The organism is Roseateles sp., assembly GCF_039929605.1.
In the GTDB taxonomy this organism is placed as follows: Bacteria; Pseudomonadota; Gammaproteobacteria; order Burkholderiales; family Burkholderiaceae_C; genus Pelomonas.
Window position 1 is genome coordinate 1 of record NZ_JBDSQX010000112.1, and the last position, 22965, is coordinate 22965.

The 22965-nt window shown below is 68.3% G+C and carries 16 protein-coding genes and 3 tRNA genes; 5 read left to right on the forward strand and 14 right to left on the reverse strand.

The genetic code is table 11. The features are described 5' to 3' along the window. Window positions 1-31: 31 nt before the first annotated feature. The 3 genes from ABIS05_RS15365 to ABIS05_RS15375 form a co-directional block, all read right to left on the reverse strand. Window positions 32-106: transfer RNA gene (locus tag ABIS05_RS15365), tRNA-Thr, on the reverse strand. An 86-nt stretch (window positions 107-192) separates the two neighbouring features. Then, a tRNA-Gly gene (locus tag ABIS05_RS15370) sits at window positions 193-266 on the reverse strand. 38 nt (window positions 267-304) lie between these two features. Beyond that, window positions 305-389: transfer RNA gene (locus tag ABIS05_RS15375), tRNA-Tyr, on the reverse strand. 562 nt (window positions 390-951) lie between these two features. Here ABIS05_RS15375 and ABIS05_RS15380 point away from each other — a divergent pair. Together ABIS05_RS15380 and ABIS05_RS15385 are read left to right on the forward strand one after the other, a co-directional pair. Then, window positions 952-3660 carry a TonB-dependent receptor gene (locus tag ABIS05_RS15380; RefSeq protein WP_348013538.1) on the forward strand — a complete coding sequence of 903 codons (2709 nt, stop codon included), beginning with the start codon at window positions 952-954 and terminating at the stop codon, window positions 3658-3660. A gap of 105 nt (window positions 3661-3765) precedes the next feature. Continuing rightward, window positions 3766-5376: a tryptophan halogenase family protein gene (locus tag ABIS05_RS15385; RefSeq protein ID WP_348013539.1), complete on the forward strand. Its 1611-nt coding sequence runs from the start codon at window positions 3766-3768 to the stop codon at window positions 5374-5376. 7 nt (window positions 5377-5383) lie between these two features. Here the strand turns inward: ABIS05_RS15385 and ABIS05_RS15390 are convergent, their stop codons facing one another. From ABIS05_RS15390 to ABIS05_RS15435, 10 genes are all read right to left on the reverse strand, one after another. Beyond that, window positions 5384-6400 (reverse strand): cupin-like domain-containing protein, encoded by a 1017-nt coding sequence (locus ABIS05_RS15390; protein WP_348013540.1) that lies wholly within the window; start codon window positions 6398-6400, stop codon window positions 5384-5386. Between the two features lie 52 nt (window positions 6401-6452). Next, window positions 6453-7532, reverse strand: coding sequence for a heparan-alpha-glucosaminide N-acetyltransferase domain-containing protein (locus ABIS05_RS15395; RefSeq protein WP_348013541.1), 1080 nt, complete (start codon window positions 7530-7532; stop codon window positions 6453-6455). Continuing rightward, the gene (locus ABIS05_RS15400; RefSeq protein ID WP_348013542.1) at window positions 7529-8680 is read right to left on the reverse strand and encodes a glycosyl hydrolase family 18 protein; all 1152 of its coding nucleotides are present in this window, start codon (window positions 8678-8680) and stop codon (window positions 7529-7531) included. Before ABIS05_RS15400 ends, ABIS05_RS15395 begins: the two co-directional genes overlap by 4 nt. Further along, entirely contained in the window at window positions 8677-9516 is an 840-nt protein-coding gene (locus ABIS05_RS15405) for a glycoside hydrolase family 16 protein (protein WP_348013543.1), read from the reverse strand. The genes ABIS05_RS15400 and ABIS05_RS15405 overlap by 4 nt, the downstream gene beginning before the upstream one ends. Further along, window positions 9513-10748, reverse strand: coding sequence for an MFS transporter (locus ABIS05_RS15410; protein WP_348013544.1), 1236 nt, complete (start codon window positions 10746-10748; stop codon window positions 9513-9515). The genes ABIS05_RS15405 and ABIS05_RS15410 overlap by 4 nt, the downstream gene beginning before the upstream one ends. 107 nt (window positions 10749-10855) lie before the next feature. Then, window positions 10856-12328: a beta-N-acetylhexosaminidase gene (nagZ, locus tag ABIS05_RS15415; protein ID WP_348013545.1), complete on the reverse strand. Its 1473-nt coding sequence runs from the start codon at window positions 12326-12328 to the stop codon at window positions 10856-10858. A gap of 11 nt (window positions 12329-12339) precedes the next feature. Next, complete coding sequence (locus tag ABIS05_RS15420; protein ID WP_348013546.1) at window positions 12340-13362, reverse strand: SIS domain-containing protein; 1023 nt, start codon at window positions 13360-13362, stop codon at window positions 12340-12342. Then, window positions 13343-14473, reverse strand: coding sequence for an N-acetylglucosamine-6-phosphate deacetylase (gene nagA, locus ABIS05_RS15425; protein ID WP_348013547.1), 1131 nt, complete (start codon window positions 14471-14473; stop codon window positions 13343-13345). The genes ABIS05_RS15420 and nagA overlap by 20 nt, the downstream gene beginning before the upstream one ends. Next, window positions 14473-15198, reverse strand: a complete 726-nt coding sequence (locus ABIS05_RS15430) for a GntR family transcriptional regulator (RefSeq protein ID WP_348013548.1) — start codon at window positions 15196-15198, stop codon at window positions 14473-14475. The genes nagA and ABIS05_RS15430 overlap by 1 nt, the downstream gene beginning before the upstream one ends. 7 nt (window positions 15199-15205) lie before the next feature. Next, window positions 15206-16072: a BadF/BadG/BcrA/BcrD ATPase family protein gene (locus ABIS05_RS15435; protein ID WP_348013549.1), complete on the reverse strand. Its 867-nt coding sequence runs from the start codon at window positions 16070-16072 to the stop codon at window positions 15206-15208. A 200-nt stretch (window positions 16073-16272) separates the two neighbouring features. Between ABIS05_RS15435 and ABIS05_RS15440 the strand changes: the two genes are divergently transcribed. Beyond that, on the forward strand, window positions 16273-17763 hold the full coding sequence (locus ABIS05_RS15440; protein ID WP_348013550.1) for a GAF domain-containing protein: 1491 nt from the start codon (window positions 16273-16275) through the stop codon (window positions 17761-17763). Window positions 17764-17912: 149 nt separating this feature from the next. Here the strand turns inward: ABIS05_RS15440 and ABIS05_RS15445 are convergent, their stop codons facing one another. Then, on the reverse strand, window positions 17913-20342 hold the full coding sequence (locus ABIS05_RS15445) for a catalase (protein ID WP_348013551.1): 2430 nt from the start codon (window positions 20340-20342) through the stop codon (window positions 17913-17915). A 95-nt stretch (window positions 20343-20437) separates the two neighbouring features. On the opposite strand from ABIS05_RS15445, the gene lplT reads away from it, so the two are divergent. Then, window positions 20438-21754 (forward strand): lysophospholipid transporter LplT, encoded by a 1317-nt coding sequence (gene lplT / locus ABIS05_RS15450; protein ID WP_348013552.1) that lies wholly within the window; start codon window positions 20438-20440, stop codon window positions 21752-21754. Window positions 21755-22444: 690 nt separating this feature from the next. Further along, complete coding sequence (locus ABIS05_RS15455; RefSeq protein ID WP_348013553.1) at window positions 22445-22906, forward strand: DUF3592 domain-containing protein; 462 nt, start codon at window positions 22445-22447, stop codon at window positions 22904-22906. Window positions 22907-22965 lie beyond the last annotated feature (59 nt).

The window sequence follows — 22965 nt, forward strand, 5'->3', positions numbered from 1 at the left end:
CGTTGAAACGAGTAGAAAAAGAGAAAATCTGTGGTGCCCTTGACGCGGATCGAACGCGTGACCTCTCCCTTACCAAGGGAGTGCTCTACCACTGAGCCACAAGGGCATCGGCACGGGTTTGACGCCAAGCTCATTGCTGAGCCGCAGGCCGGCAAACCGGTGTCGACGCTCGCCGACCAAATCACTCCTGGATGGAGCGGGAAACGGGAATCGAACCCGTGTCATTAGCTTGGAAGGCTAAGGTTCTACCATTGAACTACTCCCGCCCTGGGAGCTTGTAACTGCCTTCCAAGACTGAAGATCTTGGTGGAGGAGGCTGGATTCGAACCAGCGTACGCTATGCGGGCAGATTTACAGTCTGCTGCCTTTAACCACTCGGCCACCCCTCCTGAGGCAAGCCCGCAACTATAGCACAGGGCCGACGTGACGCAACAGAACCCTGCAGCAAGCGGCTCGGGGCCGAGTTGCCGCGCGCAGCACCGTCTCGCGTAAAGCCCACAGCGCATCTGCATTGGCGGCGCTGGCGCGATCCGCAGGCCGGACGCCCCACCCGCGCTGCAGCCAGCAACCAGTTAAGCACCAAACCAAGGCCAGTCAGCAACCAGTGCGGATGCGCCGCGGGCGCCTTCGCGTGGAACGACAAGCTTTTCGTCGCCCGTTCGCAACAGTTGGCGGCCAACAAAAGATACCAATTGAATGCCAATTCGGTGGCAATCGCGCACCTCCACAGCAGAACGCTCCCATGCAACCGCGCCTGACGGGCTGATCTCCGGGAAACTACTCAGTCGAAATTGGTAGCAAAGTGGCGTTATCAATCGTTACAGTGGCATCACACTGGTTGACGTCGTTGTTCAAGGCAAAGCAAAGCGACAACCGGACTTGAGGTGGTATGCAACCAGCCCGAAGTAGCGACCGCCGCCCCAAATCATTGGCCACAACGAGGAATTTCATATGAAGGTCAAGCAGACCCCCATCTCGCAGGCGGTGTTCATCGCTCTGCTAGGCGCCAGCGGCGCGACCATGGCTCAAACCGCCCCGGCGCAGAACCAGCTGGACACGGTCGTTGTGACCGGCATCCGCGCGTCGCAGGAAAAATCCCTGAGCGTCAAGCGCAACGCCGATGCGCACATCGACGTCATCTCGGCCGAAGACATCGGCAAGATGCCTGACAAGAACGTGGCTGACTCGCTGGCCCGCATCCCCGGCGTGACCATCCTGAACAGCCCGGCCGGCGGCTCCGGTGGTTTCGACGAGCGTGACCGCGTCGGCCTGCGCGGCACCAACCCCAGCCTGACGCAGACGCTGCTGGATGGCCACGGCATCGCCAACGGCGACTGGTTCGTGCTGGACCAGACCGGCGCCGGCGTCGGCCGCAGCGTCAGCTACTCGCTGCTGCCGTCCGAACTGGTGAGCCGCGTGGAAGTGCGCAAGAGCTCCGAAGCCTCCCTGGTGGAAGGCGGCACGGCCGGCTCGATCAACATCATCACCCGAAAGCCGCTGGAGTTCTCCAAGGCCCTGACCTTTGAAGCAGGCCTGGGCGCCGTGTACGCCAGCCTGCCGAAGAAGACCGACCCGCAGATCAGCGCCCTGCTGAACTGGAAAAATGATTCCAAGACTTTCGGCTTGCTGGTGCAGGCCTTCTCGGAAAAGCGCAGCCTGCGTCGTGACGGCGTGGAAGCGCTCGGCTACATCAACCAGCTGACCGCCGCTAACGCGCCCACGCTGATCGCGGCGCATCCCGAACTGGCTGGCGTCTACACGCCGGACCTCGTCGGCGCCGCCTATTTCACCCAGGAGCGCGAGCGCAAGGGCGGCCTGATCCGTGCCCAGTTCAAGCCCAACCAGGACGTGGACATCACGCTGACGGGCTTCACTTCCAAGATGGATGCGGACAACTACAACCGCAACTACCTGATTGCGCCGCGCGCTGGCCTGATCGACAGCGCCACCATCTCGAACTATTCGATCGCCACCGACAGCAAGGGCGTCAAGACGCTGACCAGCGCGACGTTCAACTGGGCCACCGCTTCAGCAGCCGGCTACTACGACCAGATCTCGCGCAAGGCGTCCGCCGAAAACGGCTTCGTGAGCCTGGACGGCACCTGGAAGGTGAACAGCTCGCTGACGCTGACGGCCAACGCAGGCACATCCAAGGGCAAGGGCCAGACGCTCCGCCAGGACGTGCTTGAAGAGCGCATCATGACGACCCAGTCCAGCTACCAGCTCAACGGCACCGGTACTGCGCCCTCCTTCAGCTTCACGTCTCCGACCCGGGCTGCCGACTGGATCTTCGGCAACCAGCACACCATCGTGCATGACAAGGAAGACTGGGCCCAGGTGGACGGCGAATACACGCTGGATGCAGGGACGTTGCGCAGCCTGAAGTTCGGCGTGCGCACTGCCGAGCACCAGCGCTACACCGACCCGACCATCAGCCAAGGTCCCAAGGGTGCGTGGAACACGAGCGTGCCCGCCGCGAGCGGCAGCTATCCGGGCAATTTCGGCAGCGGCCTGGGCGGCAGTTTCCCGACCGGCATCTCGTTCATCCCCGCTGATGCACTGGCCGCCTACAACGACGCCTACACCAACCGTGACCCGGTCGCTCGCCGTTCGCCCTTCGACGGCGGCGAGTACCGCGTGAAGGAAACCTCGACGGCCGCCTACCTGCAGGGCAACCTGGAAGGCAACGGCTGGAGCGGCAACGTGGGCCTGCGCGCCGTTCGCACGAAGCAGTCGTCGGGCGCCTTCCGCTCCACGCTGCCCGGCGAGACTGCGTCCTTCACGTCCCTGTTCGGCAGCTTCCTCGAGACCTCCGCCGGCAAGACCTACACCGACCTGCTGCCCAGCGCCAGCGTGCGGATTGACGTGACGCCGACCGTGGTGGCGCGCCTGGGCCTGAGCCGCACGCTGACCCGTGCCGACTACACGGCCATATCCGCGTTCACGTCGCTGAACACTTCCAACATGTACGGCAACAACACCACCGTCGGCAGCGGCACGGCCGGCTTCCCCGACCTGAAGCCGATCCGCTCGACCAACTTCGATGCCAACATCGAGTGGTACTTCGCGCCTCGTGCCTTCGTGTCGATGGGTGCCTTCCACATGAACCTGGGCAGCTACATCACGAACGGCAGCTTCACAGGGACCTACCCGGCCCTGATCCCCGCCACCAATGCGCCCGACGCGCCGCTGGCTGTGGCGAACCGCCAATTCCTCATCACCAGCCTGACCAACAAGAAGGCTTCCGTGACGGGTCTGGAGTTCGCGTTCGAGACGCCGATCTTCAACAACTTCGGCGTCAGCGCGAACTACACCTTCGCGGATGGCCATGACCAGGATGGCCACGTGCTGCGCGGCGACGTCAAGAACTCGTTCACGCTGGGCGGGTTCTTCGAGAACGATCAGTTCTCCGCCCGTGTGAACTACAGCTACACCGATGACATCTTCATCGGCACGGACCGCGCCACCGACTATTACCAGAAGGCAGGCGGCGTGCTGTCGGCATCACTGGGCTACAAGTTCAGCGACAACTTCTCCCTGAGCCTGGACGCGCAGAACCTGAACGACCCGAAGCTGAAGTACTACGCCTCGGAAGTGCAGCCGCGCGGCATCTACAAGAACGGCCGTCAGTTCTACCTGACCGCGCGCGTCAATTTCTGATGCCCGTGGGGCCTGTTGGAACTCTCGGGTTCCGGCAGGCGCCCCAGGTCACCCAAATCAAAGGGAGCGTGGCAACACGTTCCCCTTTTTCATTTCGACTGCCTCATGACCGACACCGCCACCATCTTCAACCAGCACATTGCGCCGCGCGCGGCAGGCGGCGCCACGGGTGCGCCACCGCCCGTGCAGCACATCTGCGTGGTGGGCGGCGGCACCGCGGGCTGGATGACGGCGCTGATGCTGGCCACCTCGGCCTACGGCCCGCGCCTGAAGGTGACGGTGCTGGAGTCACCGCAGGTCGGCATCATCGGCGTGGGTGAAGGCTCGACGCCGTGGCTGCGGGGTTTCTTCGAGGGGTTGAGCATCGAGGAATCGGAATGGATGCCGGCCTGCAACGCCACCTACAAGAGCGGCATCACCTTCGAGGGCTGGTCGACCAAACCGGGCTTCGAGCGCTACTTCCACCCGTTCGCGTCGATGCTGGACAACCTGACCATGCATCAGTTCGTGGACAACGTGCATGAGCGGCTGGACGGCGCTGACGTGCACGCCCACCCGGACCGTTTCTTCGTCGCCGCCGCGCTGGCGCGACAGGCGCGCGGGCCGCGCGCACGTCCCGAGTTCCCGTTCGACGTCTGGTACGGCTATCACTTCGACGCCACGCTGCTGGGGCAGTTCCTCGCCGCCAACGCGGTGGCGCGCGGCGTGACCCATCTGCAGCGCCACGTCGCCGACGTGATGCTCGACGAGCGCGGCGACATTGCCCGGCTGCAGCTCGACGACGGCGAGAGCCTGGCCGCCGACTTCTTCGTCGACTGCACCGGCTTCTCCTCGCTGCTGATTGGCAAGGCGCTGCAGACGCCGTTCATCCCGTACGCCGAGAACCTGTTCAACGACGCGGCCATCGCGATGCCGACGCCACTGCACGGGGCCATCGAGTCGCAGACCGTCTCCACCGCGCTGCGCCACGGCTGGGCGTGGAAGATCCCGCTCACCAACCGTCACGGCAACGGCTACGTCTACAGCAGCGCGCACTGCTCGGCGGACCAGGCCGAGACCGAGCTGCGCCAGCACCTCGGCTTGCTGGACGCAGACATTCCGGCCCGGCACCTGAAGATGCGCGTCGGCCGCATGAGCAAGACGTGGAGCCGCAACTGCGTGGCCGTGGGGCTGTCGCAAGGTTTCATCGAGCCGCTGGAGGCGACGGCCCTGCTGTTCGTGCAGCGCACGGTCGCGATGCTGGTGGAGGTGCTGGAGAAAGGCGACCTCGGCCCCGCCTCTCAAGCCGCCTTCAACGACGCCATGCAAGTCCGGTTCGAAAACACGCGCGACTACATCGTGGCGCACTACAAGACCAACTCGCGCACCGACACCGACTACTGGCGCGCCAACGCCGAGAACATGCATCTGTCGGACTCGCTGCAAGGCGTGCTGATGACGTGGATGTCCCGCAAGCCCCTCGCGGCCGGGCTCAAGGCGGGCCGCTTCGGGCAGGGCTACCCCATCGTGTCCTGGTACGCCCTGCTGGCGGGCATGGGCATCTTTCCCGACGCGCAGGACCTGCAGCCGCCAACCGCACACCAGGCGCGGCACCCGCTGGACGCGGTGGACGACTTCATCGAGCGCAGCGCGCTGAACTTTCCCGATCACCGCGAGCTGCTCGCCAACGTCCCGCCGCGCGGGGGCGACAAGAGCCTGCAGCTCTACCTCTGGTAGCGCCGGGTCAGGGCTTCAAGCGGTCCGCAAGGTCCTTGCGCACTTCAGCGTCGCGCGCCGCGTCCACCTCGCCAAACAGATGGCGCTGCCCTTCGGGAATGTGGGCCAGCTGGTCACCGCGCGCGCCAAACACATAGTGCGCAAACATGGCGCGCCAGCCTTCGCGCTCGCCGTCCGGCAGATGGCGCAGGGCCAACATGGCCAGCCGCAGGGCGGCCATGTGCAGGTCGTCCGGGCGCTGCGGCGCTGCCATCGGTCGCCACCAGTAGTTCATCAGGATGTTCAGGTGCGGCGCCAGCGAATCGACCTGGTGGAACCACAGCGGCGGGATGTAGATCGCGTCCCCCGGCTCCAGTTCCGCAACGACGGCCTGGTCCAGCGCCTCGCCTACCAACGGAAAGCGCGTGCGGTCGGCCGTGTGCAGGTCGGGCACCACCGACATCGGCGCCGCGGTGGGCGCGTAGTCCGGCGGGCCGAGGTAGAGCAGCGGCGCGCACTGCGGCGGCAGCAGCGTGAAGCGGCGCCGGCCGGCGGCCACGCAGGCGATGTTGTGCGAGTCGTCGAAATGCGCGGGCACCGTGGCGCGGTTGCCGATCCAGATGCGCGGCGCTATCGAACCGTCCAGCAGCGGCAACGCATTGGCCTGCGCCAGGCCCGGCAGCGCCTGCGACACCAGCGCGCTCTGCGCCGCCAGCGCGGGTGGGTCAGGGAAGTGGCTGTAGCGCCAGAGCTGCTCGAACAGCGCGGCATAAGGCCGCTTGTCGAGCAGGAAGTTGAAGCCGTCCAACGCCGGCTTGTAGCCGAAGGCGCGCGTGGGCTCGGGCTTGGCGAGCACGGCGTCCACCGGCGTGCCCTGGTCGAAGCCCATCAGGTACTGCAGGCACGTCTCCAGGCCCGCGCGGCCGTGCGCCACCAGCGGCCAGTGCGCCGCCACGCCGCGCATCACCACAGGCTCGTAGCCCGCCGCCACCTCACGCTCGAAGCGCTCGCGCGTGAGGCCGGCAACTTCGTTCATCGGCTGCATGGGCTGCCCCTCAACGCCGCCGCGTCATGTCTGCGCTCATCATGCTTGGGCGTCACACCTTCCAGTGCCAGCCGCGCCAGTCCAGCACCCAGACGACGGCGGCCCAGACGGCAACGAAGGCGAGTGCGAAGGCCAGCGACTGGCCATATGGCCCGACCCGGGCGCCGACCGGCCCGAACACCGTGCGGTAAAGCGGCTCCATCCAGCCCGTGACCGCCAGCAGTAGCGTGCACAGCCACGCCCCCGCGTAGGCGCCGATGGCGTTGCGCCCGAAGGCACGACCGAAAGCGGGCAGACCCAGGCGATCCACCGACAGGTGCGCGACGGCCAGCGCCACCGCCGCCAGGCCGCCGGTCCACAGCACGAAAGACGGCGTCCACAACTGCTTGTTCCACGGCAGCCATGCAGACCACCACCAGCCGACCAGTGCCGCCGCCATGCCCGTCAGCAGCAGCGCGCGCGCCTGCTCGCGCCGCAGCAGGCCGCCGCAGATCAGGCCGAACACCGTCGTCGCCAGCGCGCCCAGCGTGGACAGCAAACCCTCGGGATCGAAAGCGATGCGCGTGGCCGGGTTCCATTCGTAGGCGAAGCGGCCCAGCACGGCGGTGTCGATGTGCTGCTCCAGGCTGCCCAGCTTCTCCAGGCCTATGCCCCACGCCTGGCCAAACTGCAGCAGCGCGCCATAGCCGGCGAGCAGCACGCCCAGCAGCCACCACTGCCGGTGCTCGCGCCAGCGCACCGCCACCACGCCGGCCACGATGAAGCACAGGCCGATGCGCTGCAGCACGCCCATGACGCGGAACTCCGGCCTGTGCAGCAGCCACCAGGCCAGCGCGTGCAGCACGAGGCCCAGGCCCACGATACGCAGGCCGCGCCAGACGACCACGGCGGACAGTGGCCCGTGCGCCGCGCCCTGTTGCACGCGCGGCACCAAGCCGAGCGAGGCCGACACGCCGACGATGAAGAGGAAGAACGGAAAGACCAGGTCGGTCGGCGTGCAGCCGTGCCAGGGGGCGTGCAGCAGCGGCGCGTAGACGTGGCCCCAGTCGCCGGGGTTGTTGACCAGCAGCATGGCCGCGACCGTCAGGCCGCGCAGGGCGTCTACCGACGCGATGCGCCGGGCAGTGATCACGGTTTGGTGGTGTGCATGGTGTTCATCGCGTCCAGTATCTCGCCGTTGTCCTGGCTCAGCTCCCAGGCAAACACGCCTGCCAACCCGGCTTTCTTGGCGAACGCGACCTTGGCGTGCACGGCGCGGGGGTCGTCGTAGCCGACGAACCTGCCGCCACCGACCATTGACCAGGACTGGCTGCGCTTGTCGAACTGCTGCTTCATGCCGCTCAGCAAGGCAACGTCCTTGAAGGCGACCGAGCCGTCCGCGTTGGGCCAGGGCTTGCCGTAGCTGCCGTCGGCCTTTACGCCGTCGAAGCCCCGGCCGTACATGGCCACGCCGGCCACCATCTTGGCGGCGGGCACGCCTGCGGCCTTGAGGTTGGCGACCGACAACTCCAGGCTCTCGTCGCCGGGTTTGGCGCTGCGCAGCGCGGTGTGGTTGGCGGCCTTCTTCGTCCACGGGCCGGCGAAGTCGTAGGTCATCATGAAGACGAGGTCAAGCGACTCGGCGGCGCGGCCCATGGGCATGCGCGCCAGCTGTTCCTTGGTGGTGTTGATGGCCACGGTCAGCGCGTAGTGCTTGCTGGCGTCCTTTCCCGTTTCGCGGCCCAGCGCGTCCAGGCCCGTGCGCAGGTCCTGCAGCAGCTGCACGAAGTGCTCGCCGTCGGCCGGGCTGCCCAGCTGCACGCCGTTGGACGCACCGTTGTTGCCGGGATGCTCCCAGTCGATGTCCAGGCCGTCGAAGCCGGGGTGGGCGCGCAGCCAGTCCGTCGATGACTTCACGAAAGCCGCGCGGCCCTCGGGTGTTGCGGCGAGGTGAAAGAACGGGTCGGATCCGCCCCAGCCGCCCACCGAGGCCAGCACCTGCACCTTGGGATCGCGCTGCTTGAGGCGCACAAAGGCTGCAGAGAATGTGTCCTGATCAGCATGCGGCGCGATGCTGAAGCTGGGCTTGCCGGCGCAGGCCGGCGCCTCCTCCTTGCGCTGGCCTTCGCCGCAGATCAGCAGGAAGGCGTAGAGGATGTGCGTGACGCGGCCAGGCTTGAGCTGCTCGACAACATCGACGCCGCGCTCGGCCAGGATGTAGGTGCCGACGACGGGCGCGGGCGCCTGCGCATGCACGACGGCGGCGGCCAGCGCCAGGGCGGCGATCAGGGTCTTCTTCATAGATTGCACTCGCTGGTCAGGCCCAGGTCGGGCACGGTATCGAGGCGCGCCTTGCCATGCAACTGCAACTGAATGGCGCGCATTTGCATGGCGGCCGGCGTGAGCGTCTTGCCGACGACGTGAAGCACCCAGTCGACATCGAAGGTGTAGTCGCGCGGTGCGCCCTCTACGGCACCGGCCGAGATCCAGTGGTTGAAGCTGATCGCCATCGGCTTGCTCGGCACATTGCGGCCGGTGTGCTCGCCCATCAGCCTGCCGTTCAGGAAGTGCCGCGTGCGCGTGGCCTCGACCTGCACGGTCAGCATCTGCCAGCCGTCGTGCGAGCCGGGCACGATGGACGCCTGGTTGAAGGACTGCCAGGGGTCGATGCGCGCCGTCTGCCAACTCACGCCGTAGAGCCGCGTGCCGGGCTCGCCCCAGCCGCCGTGCGGCAGGTACTCGAAGTCGACCTCGCTGAAATCGGGGTCGTAGTCGTGCTTCAGCGGGCCGGCCAGGAAGAAGCTCTGGACGATGGGGTCGCGCGAGCCGGCCGTGTCGCGGAAGCGCACCATCGCCGTCGTCGTGCCGACGAGAAACTTGCGCGGCGCGCACAGCTGCGCCAGCGTCGTGTTGGCGGGGGTGCCATCGGTGGAAAGCTTCAACTTCAGCAGGCCGCCGTCGAGCGTGAGCTGGCCGGGCGAGAAGCGCGCGCCCGGCAGGCCCGGATGGCCGGTGCCCTCGCGCAGCACCCAGCCGCTGGCGCGAAGCGCGTCGAGATCCTTCTGCGAGAAGTCGTCGAAGAACTCGCCGGCGGCGAAGGCGGGCGCAGCCGCTACCAGTAGCCAGGCGGCCTTCATGCCGGCACCGCCTCTGCGGCCAAACCGCTGCGCTGCATCGGCACCCACAGCAGCAGCAGCAGGGCCGGCGCGCCGCAGACCAGCGTCCACAGGAAGAAGTGCTGATAGCCCATCGCGATCTGCACGTCGCCGCTGATGGTCTTGCTGAGGATGAAGCCCAGCTGCATGACGCCGGAACCGAGCGCATAGTGGGCGGTCTGGAAGCGACCGGGTGCGACCACCTGCATGATGTACAGGATCATGCCGACGAAGCCGAAGCCGTAGCCGAACATCTCCAGGCCCACGGCCGCGCTGATAGTCCAGAGGGACGTCGGCAGCGCCAGGCTCAGGCCCCAGAACACCGCGTTGGGCACGGCCATCATCAGCACCAGCACGGGCATGGCGCGCTTCAGCGACAGCCACGACGTGAAGTAGCCGCCGAGGATGGAGCCGACGAGGAAGGCCGCCGTGCCCACCGTGCCGTAGACGCCGCCGACCTGCTCGCCCGTCAGGCCCAGGCCGCCTTTGTCGCGTGCCTCGATGAGGAAGAGCGGGCCGATGGTCTGCACCTGGCCTTCAGCGAGGCGAAACAGCACGATGAACAGCACCATCTTCCAGATGCCGGGCTTCTTCAGGAAGTCGGCCACGATCTCGGCCAGCTTCACCGGCTCGCTGGACACGCGCTGTGGGTTGGGCAAGGCCTTGGCGTTCCAGGCCGCCAGCAGCGCCAGCAGGCCGGCCAGCAACGCGAAGATCAAGCTCCAGGCATTGAACACGCCCATGCGCGTTTCCAGCCGCCCCGCCAGCACCAGCAGGCCGCCCAGCGTCAGGAACTTGGAGGCATTGAAGAAGGCGCCCTGCCAGCCCGCATAGGCCGCCTGGCGCTTGTTGTCCAGCGCGCTCATGTAGAGGCCGTCGCAGGCGATGTCGTGCGTGGCCGACGCGTAGGCGAGGAAGAACAGCACCGCGATGCTGAGCGCGAAGAAGGCCTGCGCCTGCAACGCCAGCGCCAGCAACCCGAGGCCGACGGCGCCGCTGAACTGCATGCCCACGACGACCATCTTCTTGCTGCGCGCCAGCTCCACCAGCGGGCTCCACAGCGGTTTGAAGGCCCAGGCCAGGCCGATGAGGCCGGTCCAACGCGCGATCAGGTCGTTGGCCACGCCCATCTGTTTGAACATCAGGCCGGCGATCAGCATGACGACGAAGAACTGCAGCCCCTGGACGAAGTAGAGGCTGGGGATCCACCTCATCGGCGTACCTGGAGCCCCTCGCCCGCCGAGTACGCCGGTCAATCCCCCGAGGGGATTCGGGCCGGCTTGGGAGCGGCCCGGCGCTCGGCCCTCTTGATTCGTCTCCATCACTTGAGTCCTTGCGGCGCACGGCCGGCGGCTTCCGATCGGCCTTCCAGCCAGGCTTTCAAACCCGCCAGCGCGCCGGGCGCGAAGCCCCAGGTCAGCACGGTCGGCCCGGCCACGTCCAGCGCCTGGTAGGGGTTCCACAACGACAGGTGCAAGTCAGGCCGCCACTCCGAAGCAGCCAGCCCATAACGCGCCCGCCGCGTGGACACGAGCACGTTGATGCGACCGTCCTTGGGCACGGTCGTCCAGTCGAGCTGGGCGATGTCGTCGACCATCTGCACCTGGGCATCGGTGAAGCCGTCGAACAGCGCGACGGCATGGCGCCCCGTGGGGCCGGCCTCCGACACCATGTCGGTCGGCACGTCGCCCTGCACGATGACGCGGATGGGCGCATTCAATGCGGGCGGCTTGGCACCGCGCAGCGCGGTCAGGCCGGCGGCCCAGGCCTCGGCCATCAGCGTGTGGTCGGCGGCGCGGGCGGCGGCATCGTCCACGGCACGGGCCGGGTAGGCGGCGGCGAGCGTGTCCAGCCGGCGGTTGGCGGTGTCGCCTTGCGCGGGTGTGAGCTGGCCACTGGCGAAGGCGTCGCGCAGCGCGTTGATGGCGACGAGCTGCTCGGCCAGCGAGCCCTGCGCCAGCACCATGTCGGCACCGGCCTCGATGGCCATCACGGCGGACTTGGCGTAGCCGAAGCGCTCGGCCACGGCCTTCATCATCAGCGCGTCGGTGATGACGACGCCGTCGTAGCCCCAGTCCTGCCGCAGGATGCCGTCGATGAGCTGCGGCGACAGCGTGGCCGGGCGGTCGGGGTCGATCTGCGGGTAGACGATGTGGGCCGTCATCATGGCCGGCGCCTGCGATGCCAGCGCCTTGAACGGCACCAACTCCAGCGCATCCAGCTCGGCACGCGACTTGTCGACCGTGGGCAGCGCGTGGTGCGAGTCCACGTGCGTGTCGCCATGGCCGGGGAAGTGCTTCACGCAGCAGGCCACGCCGGCCGCAAGCGAGCCGCGCATCCACGCGGCGGCGAGGCGGCTGACCTCGACCGGGTCGTTGGAGAAGCTGCGCTCGCCGATGACCGGGTTGGACGGGTTGTTGTTGACGTCCAGCACCGGCGCGAAGTTCCAATTGATGCCGAGCGACTTCAGCCCGCGCGCCACGGCGGCTCCCACGGCTTCGGAGCGGTCGGCGTCACCGCTCGCGCCCAGCGCCATCGCCGAGGGCGGCTGCGGCAGGAAGGTCACGCGCACGACGGCGCCGCCTTCCTGGTCGATGCCGATCAGCGCCTCGGGGCCGAGCACCTCGATGAGGTCACGCATCAGCGCGCGCACCTCGCTCTCGCTGCCGATGTTCTTACGGAACAGGCAGACCGAGCGGATCTTCTGCTCGCGCAAGAAGTTCGCCGTCTCCGCATCCAGGGACTGGCCCGGAATGTCGACCATCACGAGACGGCCAGGATCGAAGGTGCTCATGGTCTTCGTGCTCAGTGTGTTTTGGTGACCTTGGCCAGGTTCGGCGGCACGTCGGGGTTGAAGCCCCGCGCGCGCGCCAACGCCTCCACCATCGGATAGAAGCTCTGCACCAGCGCGATGGGGTCGAGGTCTTCGTTGCCCGTCGTCACCAGCGGCAACTCGGCGCCGGGCGTGCCGATGGGTGCGGCTAGCAGCACGCGGCCACCGCGCGAACGCATCTCGTCGGCGATCGCCAGCAGGCCGGCCTGCGCCGGGCCGCGCGGCGCGAAGACGAGCAGCGGGTAGCCGTCGTGCACCAGCGCCATCGGCCCGTGCTTGACCTCGGCGCCCGAGAAAGCCTCGGCCTGGATGCCGCAGGTTTCCTTCAGCTTGAGCGCCGCTTCCATCGCCACGGCCAGGCCGGTGCCACGGCCCAGTACGAAGAGGCGCTCGGCGTTCTGCAGCACCGGCAGCGCGGGCGTCCAATCGAGCTTGGCCGCCTGCTCCAGCGCGGCGGGCAGCACGTTCAGCGCGGCACGCAAGGCGTCGTCCTGCTGCCAGGCGGCCACAACGCGCGCACCGGCCACCAGCTGGGCGATGTAGCTCTTGGTGGCGGCCACGCTTTTCTCAGGGCCGGCGCGCAGCTCGAACACGTGCTCCGCAGCGGCGGCCAACGGCGAGCCGCCGGCGTTGACGAAGGCCACCGTGCGCGCGCCGCCGTCGCGGAAGAACTGCGTCGGCGCGATCAGGTCGGGGCTCTGGCCGGATTGCGAGAAGGCCAGCGACACCAGGCCCTCGCAGTGGATGCGGCTCTGGTAGAGCGTGATCAGCGACATGGGCAGCGACGTCACCAGCCGGCCCAGCCGCGCCATCACCAGGTAGGCGAGATAGTGCGCGGCGTGGTCGGAGCTGCCGCGCGCAATCGTCAGCACGCTGCCCGGGGGCTGCTCGCGCAGGCTGTCGCCCAGGCGGGCATAACTCAGCGGGTCGGCCGCCAACTGGCGGGCCACCACCTCAGGCGCACTCAGCGCCTCTTCAAGCATCAGCGACGACATCGATCTCTTCACCTTCTACAAAAACGCGCCGCAGCTGAAGCCCGGCATCCATGACGACCACATCGGCCCACGCACCGGCGGCAAGCCGCCCGCGGTCGGGCAGGCCCAGGTATTCGGCGGCCAGCGTCGACACGCGGCGCGCGGCGTCCGGCAGCGCCAGGCCCAGCACCTGCACGAGGTTGCGCAGCGCCTGGTCCATCGTCAGCGCGCTGCCGGCCAAAGTGCCGTCGGGCAGGCGCACGCCGCCCAGGCATTTCTGCACCGTGTATTCACCCAGGCGGTAGTCGCCGTCGGGCATGCCGGCGGCGGCCGTCGAGTCGGTCACGCAGAACAGGCCGGGGATGCAGCGCAGCGCGACGCGGATGGCGCCGGGGTGCACGTGCAGCAGGTCGGGGATCAGCTCGGCATGCTGGCCATAGGCCAGCGCCGCGCCCACCATGCCGGGCTCGCGGTGGTGCAGGCCCGTCATGGCGTTGAAGAGATGGGTGAAGCCGGCCGCGCCGGCCTTGAGCGCGGCCACGCCGTCGTCGAAGCTGCCATCGCTGTGGCCGATCTGCACGCGGATGCCGGCGTCGCGCAGCGGGCCGATGAGTGCGAGGTGGCCGGTCATTTCCGGCGCAATCGTCAGCACCTTGATGGGCGCAAATTCGTTGAGCCGCTGCACTTCTTGCAGCGTCGCGGGGATGGCATGTGCCGGCTGGGCGCCGAGGCGGTCGGGGCTGATGTACGGCCCTTCGAGGTGCACGCCCAGCACGCGCGCACTCTGTGCGCCGCGCACGCGGCAGACGGCACCGAGCGCCTTCAACGCCGCCTCGATCTCTCCCACCGGCGCGGTCATCGTCGTGGCCAGCAGCGCCGTCGTGCCGTGGCGGGCGTGGCGGCGCGCAATCGTCTCGATGGCGTCGCCGCCTTCCATCGTGTCGCGGCCACCACCGCCGTGCACATGGGTGTCGATGAAGCCGGGCAGCAGGATGGGCCGGCCGCCCTCACCGGCGCGCGCGGCGGCGATGGGCGTGCCGGTCACGGCCGCGATGCGCGCGCCGTCGATGTCGATATGGCCAGCGATCACGCCCTGCGGCGTGACGATGTCGCCTTCGATGCGCAAGTTCATCAGTCCCTGCGCATCTCAGCGACGAAGTCGTAGTAGTCGCTGCGGCAGTAGGAGTGCGTCAGCTCCACCGCCTGCCCCGAGGCCAGATAGCCCACGCGGGTGATGAACAGCACAGCCGCCCCTAACGGCACCTCCAGCAGACCGGCGAGCTTGGCGTCTGCGTTCAGCGCGCGGATGTGCTGCAGCGCGCGCACCGGGGCGCGGTCGCCCAGGTGGGTGTAGAGCGACGCCTCGACCTTCTGCGGGTCGGGCAGCGCCGACTGCGGCAGCACCGACACCTCGTAGGCCATGACCACCGAGTCCGCCAGCCGCAGCCGCTCTAGGCGCGCCACGCGCTCGCCGCTCTTCAGCTCCAGCGAGAGTTGCTCGTCCGGCGCGGCGGGCGTGAAGCCGCGCAGCAGCCAGCGCGAGCTGGGCACGAAGCCACGCTGGTGCAGCTCCTCAGAAAAGCTGGTCAGGCGGGTCAGCGGCTGCTCCAGCTTGGGCGCGATGTAGTTGCCGGAACCGCGCTTGCGGATGATCAGCCCCTGCTCCACCAGCCGGTCGATGGCCTTGCGCGCGGTGACGCGCGACAGCTCCAGCTGCTCGGCCAGCACGCGCTCGCTCGGCAGCGCCTCGTCGGCGTGGAAGATGCCCTCGCGGATGGCCTGCGCGAGGCTTTGCGCAAGCTGCATGTAAAGCGGCGAGGCCGCGTTGGGGTCGGCTTTGAAGTCGAAGGCGCTCATGCGGATGTCATTTCTGTTGGATCAGCCAGAGCGCGCCGGCAACGGCATCGCCTTGGGGTTCGACACGGCGGGACTGCAACGCCGGGCTGAGTCGGTTGCCAAGGCGCAGCGCGATGCTGCCGGCCAGCGCAAGCGGCAAGGTGGGGTGCAAAGCAAGCGCCAGCGCGTCGAGCGCTTGCGCCGCTGAATCGAGCAGCGCGGCCGCCGCGGGGTCGCTCGCCTCGCTGTCGAAGACGAGCCGCGCCAGGCCTGCATAGCCACCCTGGCCCGCCTGGGCGCAGAAGGCCAGCAGCGCTGCGCGGCTCGGTCCGGCGACGGCGTAAACGCTTTCAGCGAGCGCGCCACGAGGCGCACGGTGGTCGAAGGCGGCCTGGGCGATCTTCATCGCCTGCTGGCCCAGCCAGGCGCCGCTGCCCTCGTCGCCGATCTGCCAGCCCCAGCCGCCGGTCATGCGGCGGGTGCCGTCCTCCAGCAGCGCCTCGGCCACGGAGCCGGTGCCCGAGATCAGCAGCGCGCCGGGCCGGCCACCGTGGGCGCCGAGCAATCCGGCGAGGCCATCGGTGACCAACGAGAAGCGCGCGACGCCGGGGTCGGCGGCGACAAAGGCCTGCAGCTGGGCCGGCACGCCGGTGCCCGACAGACCGAGGCCGAGGGCACAATCCCGCAGCTGCAAGCCCGGCACGCCAGCCCGCGCGATGGCTTCGGCAATATGCCGCCAAGCCTGCTCGACACCCTGGTTCAGCGCCGACGCGCCGGCCTCGCCGCGGCCCAGCAGTTGGCCGCCAGCATCAGCCACCACGGCCCGCGTGCTGGTTCCGCCACCGTCGATGCCAACCCACCAGCGCGCAGGGCGGCCGGAGTCGTGAGAGGTCACAAGAGAGGGATCGAGAGCAGGCGGCATGGTCGACGGGATTCTGTCGATACCACTCTAATACCAACGACCGTCATCGTCAATTGGTTTTAAACTGGTCTACGGCCGCCAACGCAGCCTACGCAATCAACACCTGACGGAGCGGGAAGGCTCTCGAATGGACAAGAATACCAGTGAGAAACCAACCTGAGCCTGCCGCCTAAGTGTTCACTCTCCAACCCGCCGCCAGCGACACGCTGGCCACCCTGCTGGGCCGCATCGCCCGCGTGGCGCACCGCCACCCCGGCCTGGCTGACCGGCTGCTGGAACGCCTGAGCGCCCAGGCTTTTGCCACCGGTGACACCGCTGTCGGCGTGGATGCCCTCTACGCCCGCTTCGGCCTGCTGGAGCCGCGCGGCCGCGCGCTGGAACTGCTGCCCGCGCTGGAGCAAGCGGGCGCGTTGGCGGCGGCCGGGCATTTCCCGGTGCAGGCGGCGCGCGTCTGCGAGGCGCTGGGGCGGATTGCCTATCAACAGGGCGAGTACCAGCTCGCCAGCGAGCAGTGGTCCCGCGCGCTGGACATGTCGGAGGTCAGCGGCCATCTGCAGACCGCCGTGGCGGCACGCATCGGCCTGGGGCAGGTCCATTACGCGCAGGCCGACTGGGCGCGCGGCCTGCGCCAGATGCGCGACGCTGGCGAACAGCTGGCGCAATCCAGCAGCCATGGCGACGACAGCTACCTGGCCGCCAAGCTGGCGCTGAACATCGGCGTGGGCAGCTTCGAGACGGGCGACCTGCCTGCGGCCGAGCGCTACTTCAGCCACGGGCTGGCGGCGTCGCGTCGCGGCGCGCACCGTGTGTTCGAGGCCGAGGCGCACTGGCACCTGGCGCGCGCGGCGCTGGCCCGGCAACGCATGGACTGGGCCGTGGCGGACTGCCGGCTGGCCCTGGACATCGCAGCCCGCCAGGGCTACCCCTGGCTGGAGGCGGCGGCCAGCCGCACCTGGACCGAGATTGCGCTGGCCCGTGGCGACAACGCCGCCGCCGTGCGCTCCACCCGCCACGGCCTGGCGCTGGCCCAGCGCATCCAGGCCCGCGCCCAGGCCCGGCAGGCCCACCTGCAACTGGCCGAGCTGCTGCAGGCCGAGGGCGACGCCGCCGGCGCGCTGGACCACCTCTGGCAACACCTGGCCCTGCAGTCCGAGATCGAACGCCTGAGCCTGCCCGCGCGCGTCACGCTGGCCGCGCCGCCGGCCGAGGACACCGGCGCACCCGTCACGCCCGAAGAGCTGTTGCTGCATCTGTTCGGCCAACGCCAACGCCTGGCTGCCGCACCACCGCCCGAAGCCCTGGCCGAGCTGAAAGCGGCCAGCGCGCGCATCCTCGGCGTGGCCAGCGTCATCCGCCTGCCCTTATTTGGTCAGCCCGGCCAGGGCGGCCTGAGCCGCGAGGCGCAGCCGCGCTACGTCGACCTGCTGACCCGCCACGGCACGCCGCTGGCCCTGCCCGACGCCGCGCTGCACCCCTGCCACGCCGAGCTGTCCAGCCTGCCCGGCGCGGCCGAGGCGCGCATCGAGGTGCCTCTCTACGACGGCGTGCAGCTGGCCGGCGCGCTGTGGCTGGTCGATGCCCGCACAACGCGGGCGTGGACGCGCCAGGAGCTGCTCATTGCCAGCCAGCTGGCGCTGTTGTTCGAGGCGGTGATCAGGGGCTGAGCGCAGCACGGGGCGTCAGCTTTGATGGGCGGGACAGTGGCTCACGCTGTCGAACTCCCCCAGCGGCAGCGGTCCACCTGCGGGCCAGGGCTACAGACGAACAGCGCGGCTTGGGTGACCTGAGCGGCGACACGCAGCGACCGTCGGGCTCAAACCATCGGTGGATCGCTCTCGCGCTGGAAGTGGCGGTGCTTGGCAATGGCCGTGATGAAGGCGGCGGCGCCGGTGTCCGCGTCATCGGCGACGACGATGCCGGGATCAGGCACTTCCGTCACGGTGGCCGTGCCCACGCCCGCTGCCTGCAACAGTTGCAGGCCGGTGCCCAGCGCCAGGATGGACTTGCAGTGGCGGTATTGGTCGCGGATGAACTCGTAGGTGTGGCCGTCGCGCATCAGCGCGTTCACGGCGCCCTCGCCGTCCGGCAGCACCAGCGCGTCGAAGAGGAAGCCGGGTTCGTTTTCCAGCGACACATCCGCCTGCAGCGCCACGCCGTCAGCCGTCTGCACCGGCCCGATGCGCGGCGCGGCGATGCGCGGCACGGCGCCCTGCTCGAACAGCGCGGCATGCACGGCCAGCAGCGACGCGCCGACGACACCGTCCGCCGCCAGCAGCACGACCTTGCGCCCGGCAATGGAGCCATCGCCCGGCCGCGCGAACAAGGACAGCGCGGGCGAAACCTTCACCTCCGGCTTGGGCGCACGCGCAATCGCCTTCGGCATCGGCTCGGGCAGCGGCATGTTCAGGCCCGCGGCAACCTTGCCGGCCAGGTCCTGCGACGCATTGCGCAGCGACGACAGCATGCGTTCGCGGATGGCCGGCACGGTCACCTTGCTCAGCTCGAAGCGGAAGGCTGCGGCGATGTGGGACTGCTCCACGGGCGACTGGCTCTCGTAGAAAAGGCGGGCCTGGTTGTAGTGCTCGGCGAACAGCTCGGGCTTGGCGCGCACCTTGGCCTGGTCCTCCCGCGCCCGCAGCCGCGCGGCCACCGAAGTGAAACCCTGTTCGGCCGCGCCGGCCTGGAAGGGGCAGCCACCGGCCAGCGAGTTCGGTTCATACGACACGCGGCCGCGGTGAATGGCCTGGCGGTGCATGCCGTCGCGCTGGTTGTTGTGCACCGGCGCGATGGGCGAGTTGATGGGAATCTCATGGAAATTGGGCCCACCCAGCCGGGATATCTGCGTGTCAACGTAGGAATGGATGCGGCCGGCGAGCAGCGGGTCGTTGGAGAAGTCCAGGCCCGGGATGATGTTGGCCGTGCAGAAGGCGACCTGCTCGGTCTCGGCGAAGAAGTTGTCGGGATTGCGGTTGAGCACCATGCGGCCAATAGGGCGCACCGGTACCAGTTCCTCGGGAATCAGCTTGGTCGCATCGAGGATGTCGAAGCTGAAGCGCGCGGCCTCGTCCTCGGTGAACACCTGGATGCCCAGCTCCCACTCGGGCAAGGCGCCGCCCTCGATGCGCTCCCACAAGTCGCGGCGGTGGTAGTCGGGGTCGGCGCCGGAGATCTTCACGGCCTCGTCCCAGGTCAGCGAGTGCGTGCCGAACTTCGGATTCCAGTGGAACTTGACGAACACCGACTCGCCTGCGGCATTGACCATCCGGTAGCTGTGCACGCCGAAGCCCTGCATCGTCGCGTAAGAGCGCGGGATGGCGCGGTCGCTCATGGCCCACATCAACATGTGCGTGGACTCGGGCATCAGCGAGACGAAGTCCCAGAAGGTGTCGTGCGCGCTGGCCGCCTGCGGCATGCCGTGGTGCGGCTCGGGCTTGACGGCGTGCACGAGATCGGGGAACTTCATCGCGTCCTGGATGAAGAACACCGGGATGTTGTTGCCCACGAGGTCCCAGTTGCCCTCGTCGGTATAGAACTTGACAGCGAAGCCGCGCACGTCGCGCGCCGTGTCCTTGCTGCCGCGCTCGCCGGCCACGGTCGAGAAGCGCACGAACACCGGCGTGATCTTGCCGGCTTCCTTGAACGGCGCGGCCACGGTCAGGTCGGGTAGCGGCTCGTAGGCCTCGAAGAAGCCATGCGCCGCCGAGCCACGCGCGTGCACGATGCGCTCGGGGATGCGCTCGTGGTCGAAATGGGTGAGCTTGTCGCGGAGGATGAAGTCCTCCAGCAGGACCGGCCCGCGCGTGCCGGCTTTCAGCGAGTTCTGGTTGTCGGCGATGCGCACGCCCTGGTTGGTCGTCAGCGGCTGGCCGCTCGAGTCAACGCGCACGCGGTCCAGAGGCGCGGCGGTGGGGTTGCTGCCTTCCGCGGCCCGCGTGCCGACCTTGGTGTTGGTCTGCGCCTCCGACAGCGTGCTGCCCGTCACCAGCGGCGACGGCGGGGAGACATGCTGGCCCGTGGCTGGTGCCTGGCCGCTGAGCGCGCCGTGTTCGCCGGCCTTGGTCGAGTTGTACGGCATCGCGGCTGCAGTGGTCTGCACGTCTTCCATGCGGCGCGCGGGAGCGTCGTCATCCAATGCGGGCGACGGGCGGGCCGGCCCGCTGTCGGTATTGCGTGCCGCAGCCTTCGCGGCAGTGGAGTTTCTGGCGGACTTCTTTGCCGCCGCTGTCGTGGGAGTCTTGGCCATGGGGCGTCCTGTGCAGGTTGAGAAAATGCAACAACGGCGTGCATGGCATTTGGCGTTCCCGAACGCAGCGGATCGCGCCGAGTCATCAGCATTTCATGCTGCCGACGCACAGTGCACCGGCCGTGCCCATTGCCTCCCCCAACCTCGCGCCGCCCGCTGCGCTCAGCCGCCGCGGCTGCCTGCCGCAGAGCTTTGGCATCGTCATCGGCGCGCAGTTCACATCCGCGCTGGCCGACAACGCACTGCTGATCGTCGCCATCGCGCTGCTCATCGACCAGGGCTACCCCGGCTGGTGGGCGCCGCTGTTGAAGGTTGGCTTCATGGCCGCCTACGTGCTGCTGGCGCCGTGGGTGGGCCCGCTGGCCGACGCCTTCGCCAAGGGCCGCGTGATGGCCGCCATGAACGTCGTCAAGATCGCCGGCCTCGGGCTGCTGGCGGCCGGCCTGCACCCGATCGCCGCGCTCGCCGTCGTCGGCCTGGGGGCTGCGGCCTACGCACCGGCCAAGTACGGCCTCATCACCGAGCTGGCCGAACCGCAGGCGCTGGTGAAGGCCAACGGCTGGATCGAGATCAGCGTCGTCAGCGCAGCGCTGCTGGGCGCCGTGCTTGGCGGCGCGCTGGTCAGCCCGCAGTGGCTGGCGTCGGGCCTGGCCGCGCGGTGCGACGGCTTCGACCTGCCCGCCGACAAGCTCACCGGCTCACTCGCCGCGCTGCTGGTGATCTACGCGGTGTCGAGCCTGTTGAATGCAGGCATCCCGGACAGCGGGCAGCGGCAGCGCAGCGTCTCGCACGACCCGGCCGCCCTGCTGCGCGAGTTCCGCGCGGCCAACCGGCTGCTGTGGCGCGACCGGGAGGGCGGGCTGTCGCTGGCGGCGACGACGCTGTTCTGGGGTGTCGGCGCAACGCTGCAGTTCGCGGTGCTGCGGTGGGCTGGGGAGGCGCTGTCGTTGCCGTTGAGCCAGGCGGCGTATCTACAGGCCGCTGTCGCCGTGGGCGTCATCGGCGGAGCGGCGGCAGCGGGGCGGTGGCTGGCCTTGCATCAGGCGCGGCACGGGTTGTGGGCGGGCGTGGCGTTAGGGCTGCTGATGCCGGTGGTGGCGCAGGTCAGCGACGTGGCCACGGCGGCGGTCGTGCTCGCGTTGGTGGGCGCCGTGGGCGGCGCGATGGTGGTGCCGTTGAATGCGCTGCTTCAGCACCGAGGCGCGGCGCTGCTGAGCGCGGGGCGGTCGATTGCGGTGCAAGGGTTCAATGAGAACCTGAGCGTGCTGGTGATGCTGGCGGCGTATGCGGGGTGTGAGGCGGCGGGGGTGGCGATTGGGGTGACGCTGAGCGGGCTTGGCGTTCTTGTAGCCGCCGCCATCGGCGGGCTGATCTGGGTAGATACGCGTCGGCGCGTGAGCCCGGCTCCATAGCTCAGAGAACATCTACCCTTGCCCAAACATCTCCCGTTGATTGCAGATCAAGCGAGACTCCAGCGATGCGAACAGATTTTCGGCGGGGTCGATATCAATGATCGAACCATCCGCCGTGGTCACTGTCTCTCAGCGTCGCAGAAGCGCCGGGATTCTTAGGAGAGCACCTTGGTTAAATTGGACATGCCGGATCTCGCCGTTGGCATGGGCGTCTTTGGTCTCTCTGGCGCGCTCGCGCCTACTCTGCTTTGTATGTGCTCTGCCTCGCAAGAAATACCAGTCGCTCTTCTGACAGGTTTTCTCGCGTACCTCTTGGCGGCTCCACCGCTGTATCGGGTCTTTCACCTTCGACCCATGCACTTCCCAAGGTGTCCGCATTGCGGCGTCTCCGATGGTCCGTGGGGTGTGCCCTCGTCGCGGCCTTCGAGGTGCGAGCAATTCATGTGCGGTCACTGCGGCAATCGGACCAACTTCTGGTACGCAACTCCGGATTCGTCCGAAGTTCAGCCGGGCATCTCCTTCCTGCTGCGTTGGCCGCGGCCATTGGGTATTTGGAAACGTCTCCCCTGACTCGGAAAATCGGGCTGCGTGAAGCGAGCGGTCGGGTGCTTCTTCACGGCGCCTTCAACCGGGCGTCTGACACTTCGGCGCCAAGCCTCTGATGTCATTCGATAGGTGTCAGGATTCGCCATGCTGACTGCTTTTCAAATCTTCGGTGTTGCCCTGTTGCTCGGGTCCATTCCGCTGAGCATCAAGTCGGCCCGACGAGTTCGCACCTATCGCCAAATGCAGGCCTGGCCCAAGGCGCGGGCCCGGATCACGAAGTCGTTCGTGCGCGAGGAGTCGAGCGGCGACGGCATGGCCAACCTTGCGGAGTTTGAATTCGTCTACTCGGTCGCCGGCATTGAACATACGTCGAACCTGCAGACGGAAGGCTTGCGGTTTCCGGGCACGGAGGAGGACGTTCAACAGATGCTGAAGCGCTTTCCCGTCGGTGCTTCGGTTCAAGTCGCCGTCGACCCGGCAGACCCGGGCCGCGCGATTCTGGACACTGGATTTCCAGCGGCCTGGAATGCCTTGAAACGAGCGAGCGCTATCGGCTTCCTGGTTGGCCTGGCGATTTGCCTGGCAACAATTTCGTTCGCGAAATGACACCAGCTCCGCCCAAGGCGCCCCGCCCACGATAGCGCGCGCGGCAGTCGCCGCAGCGG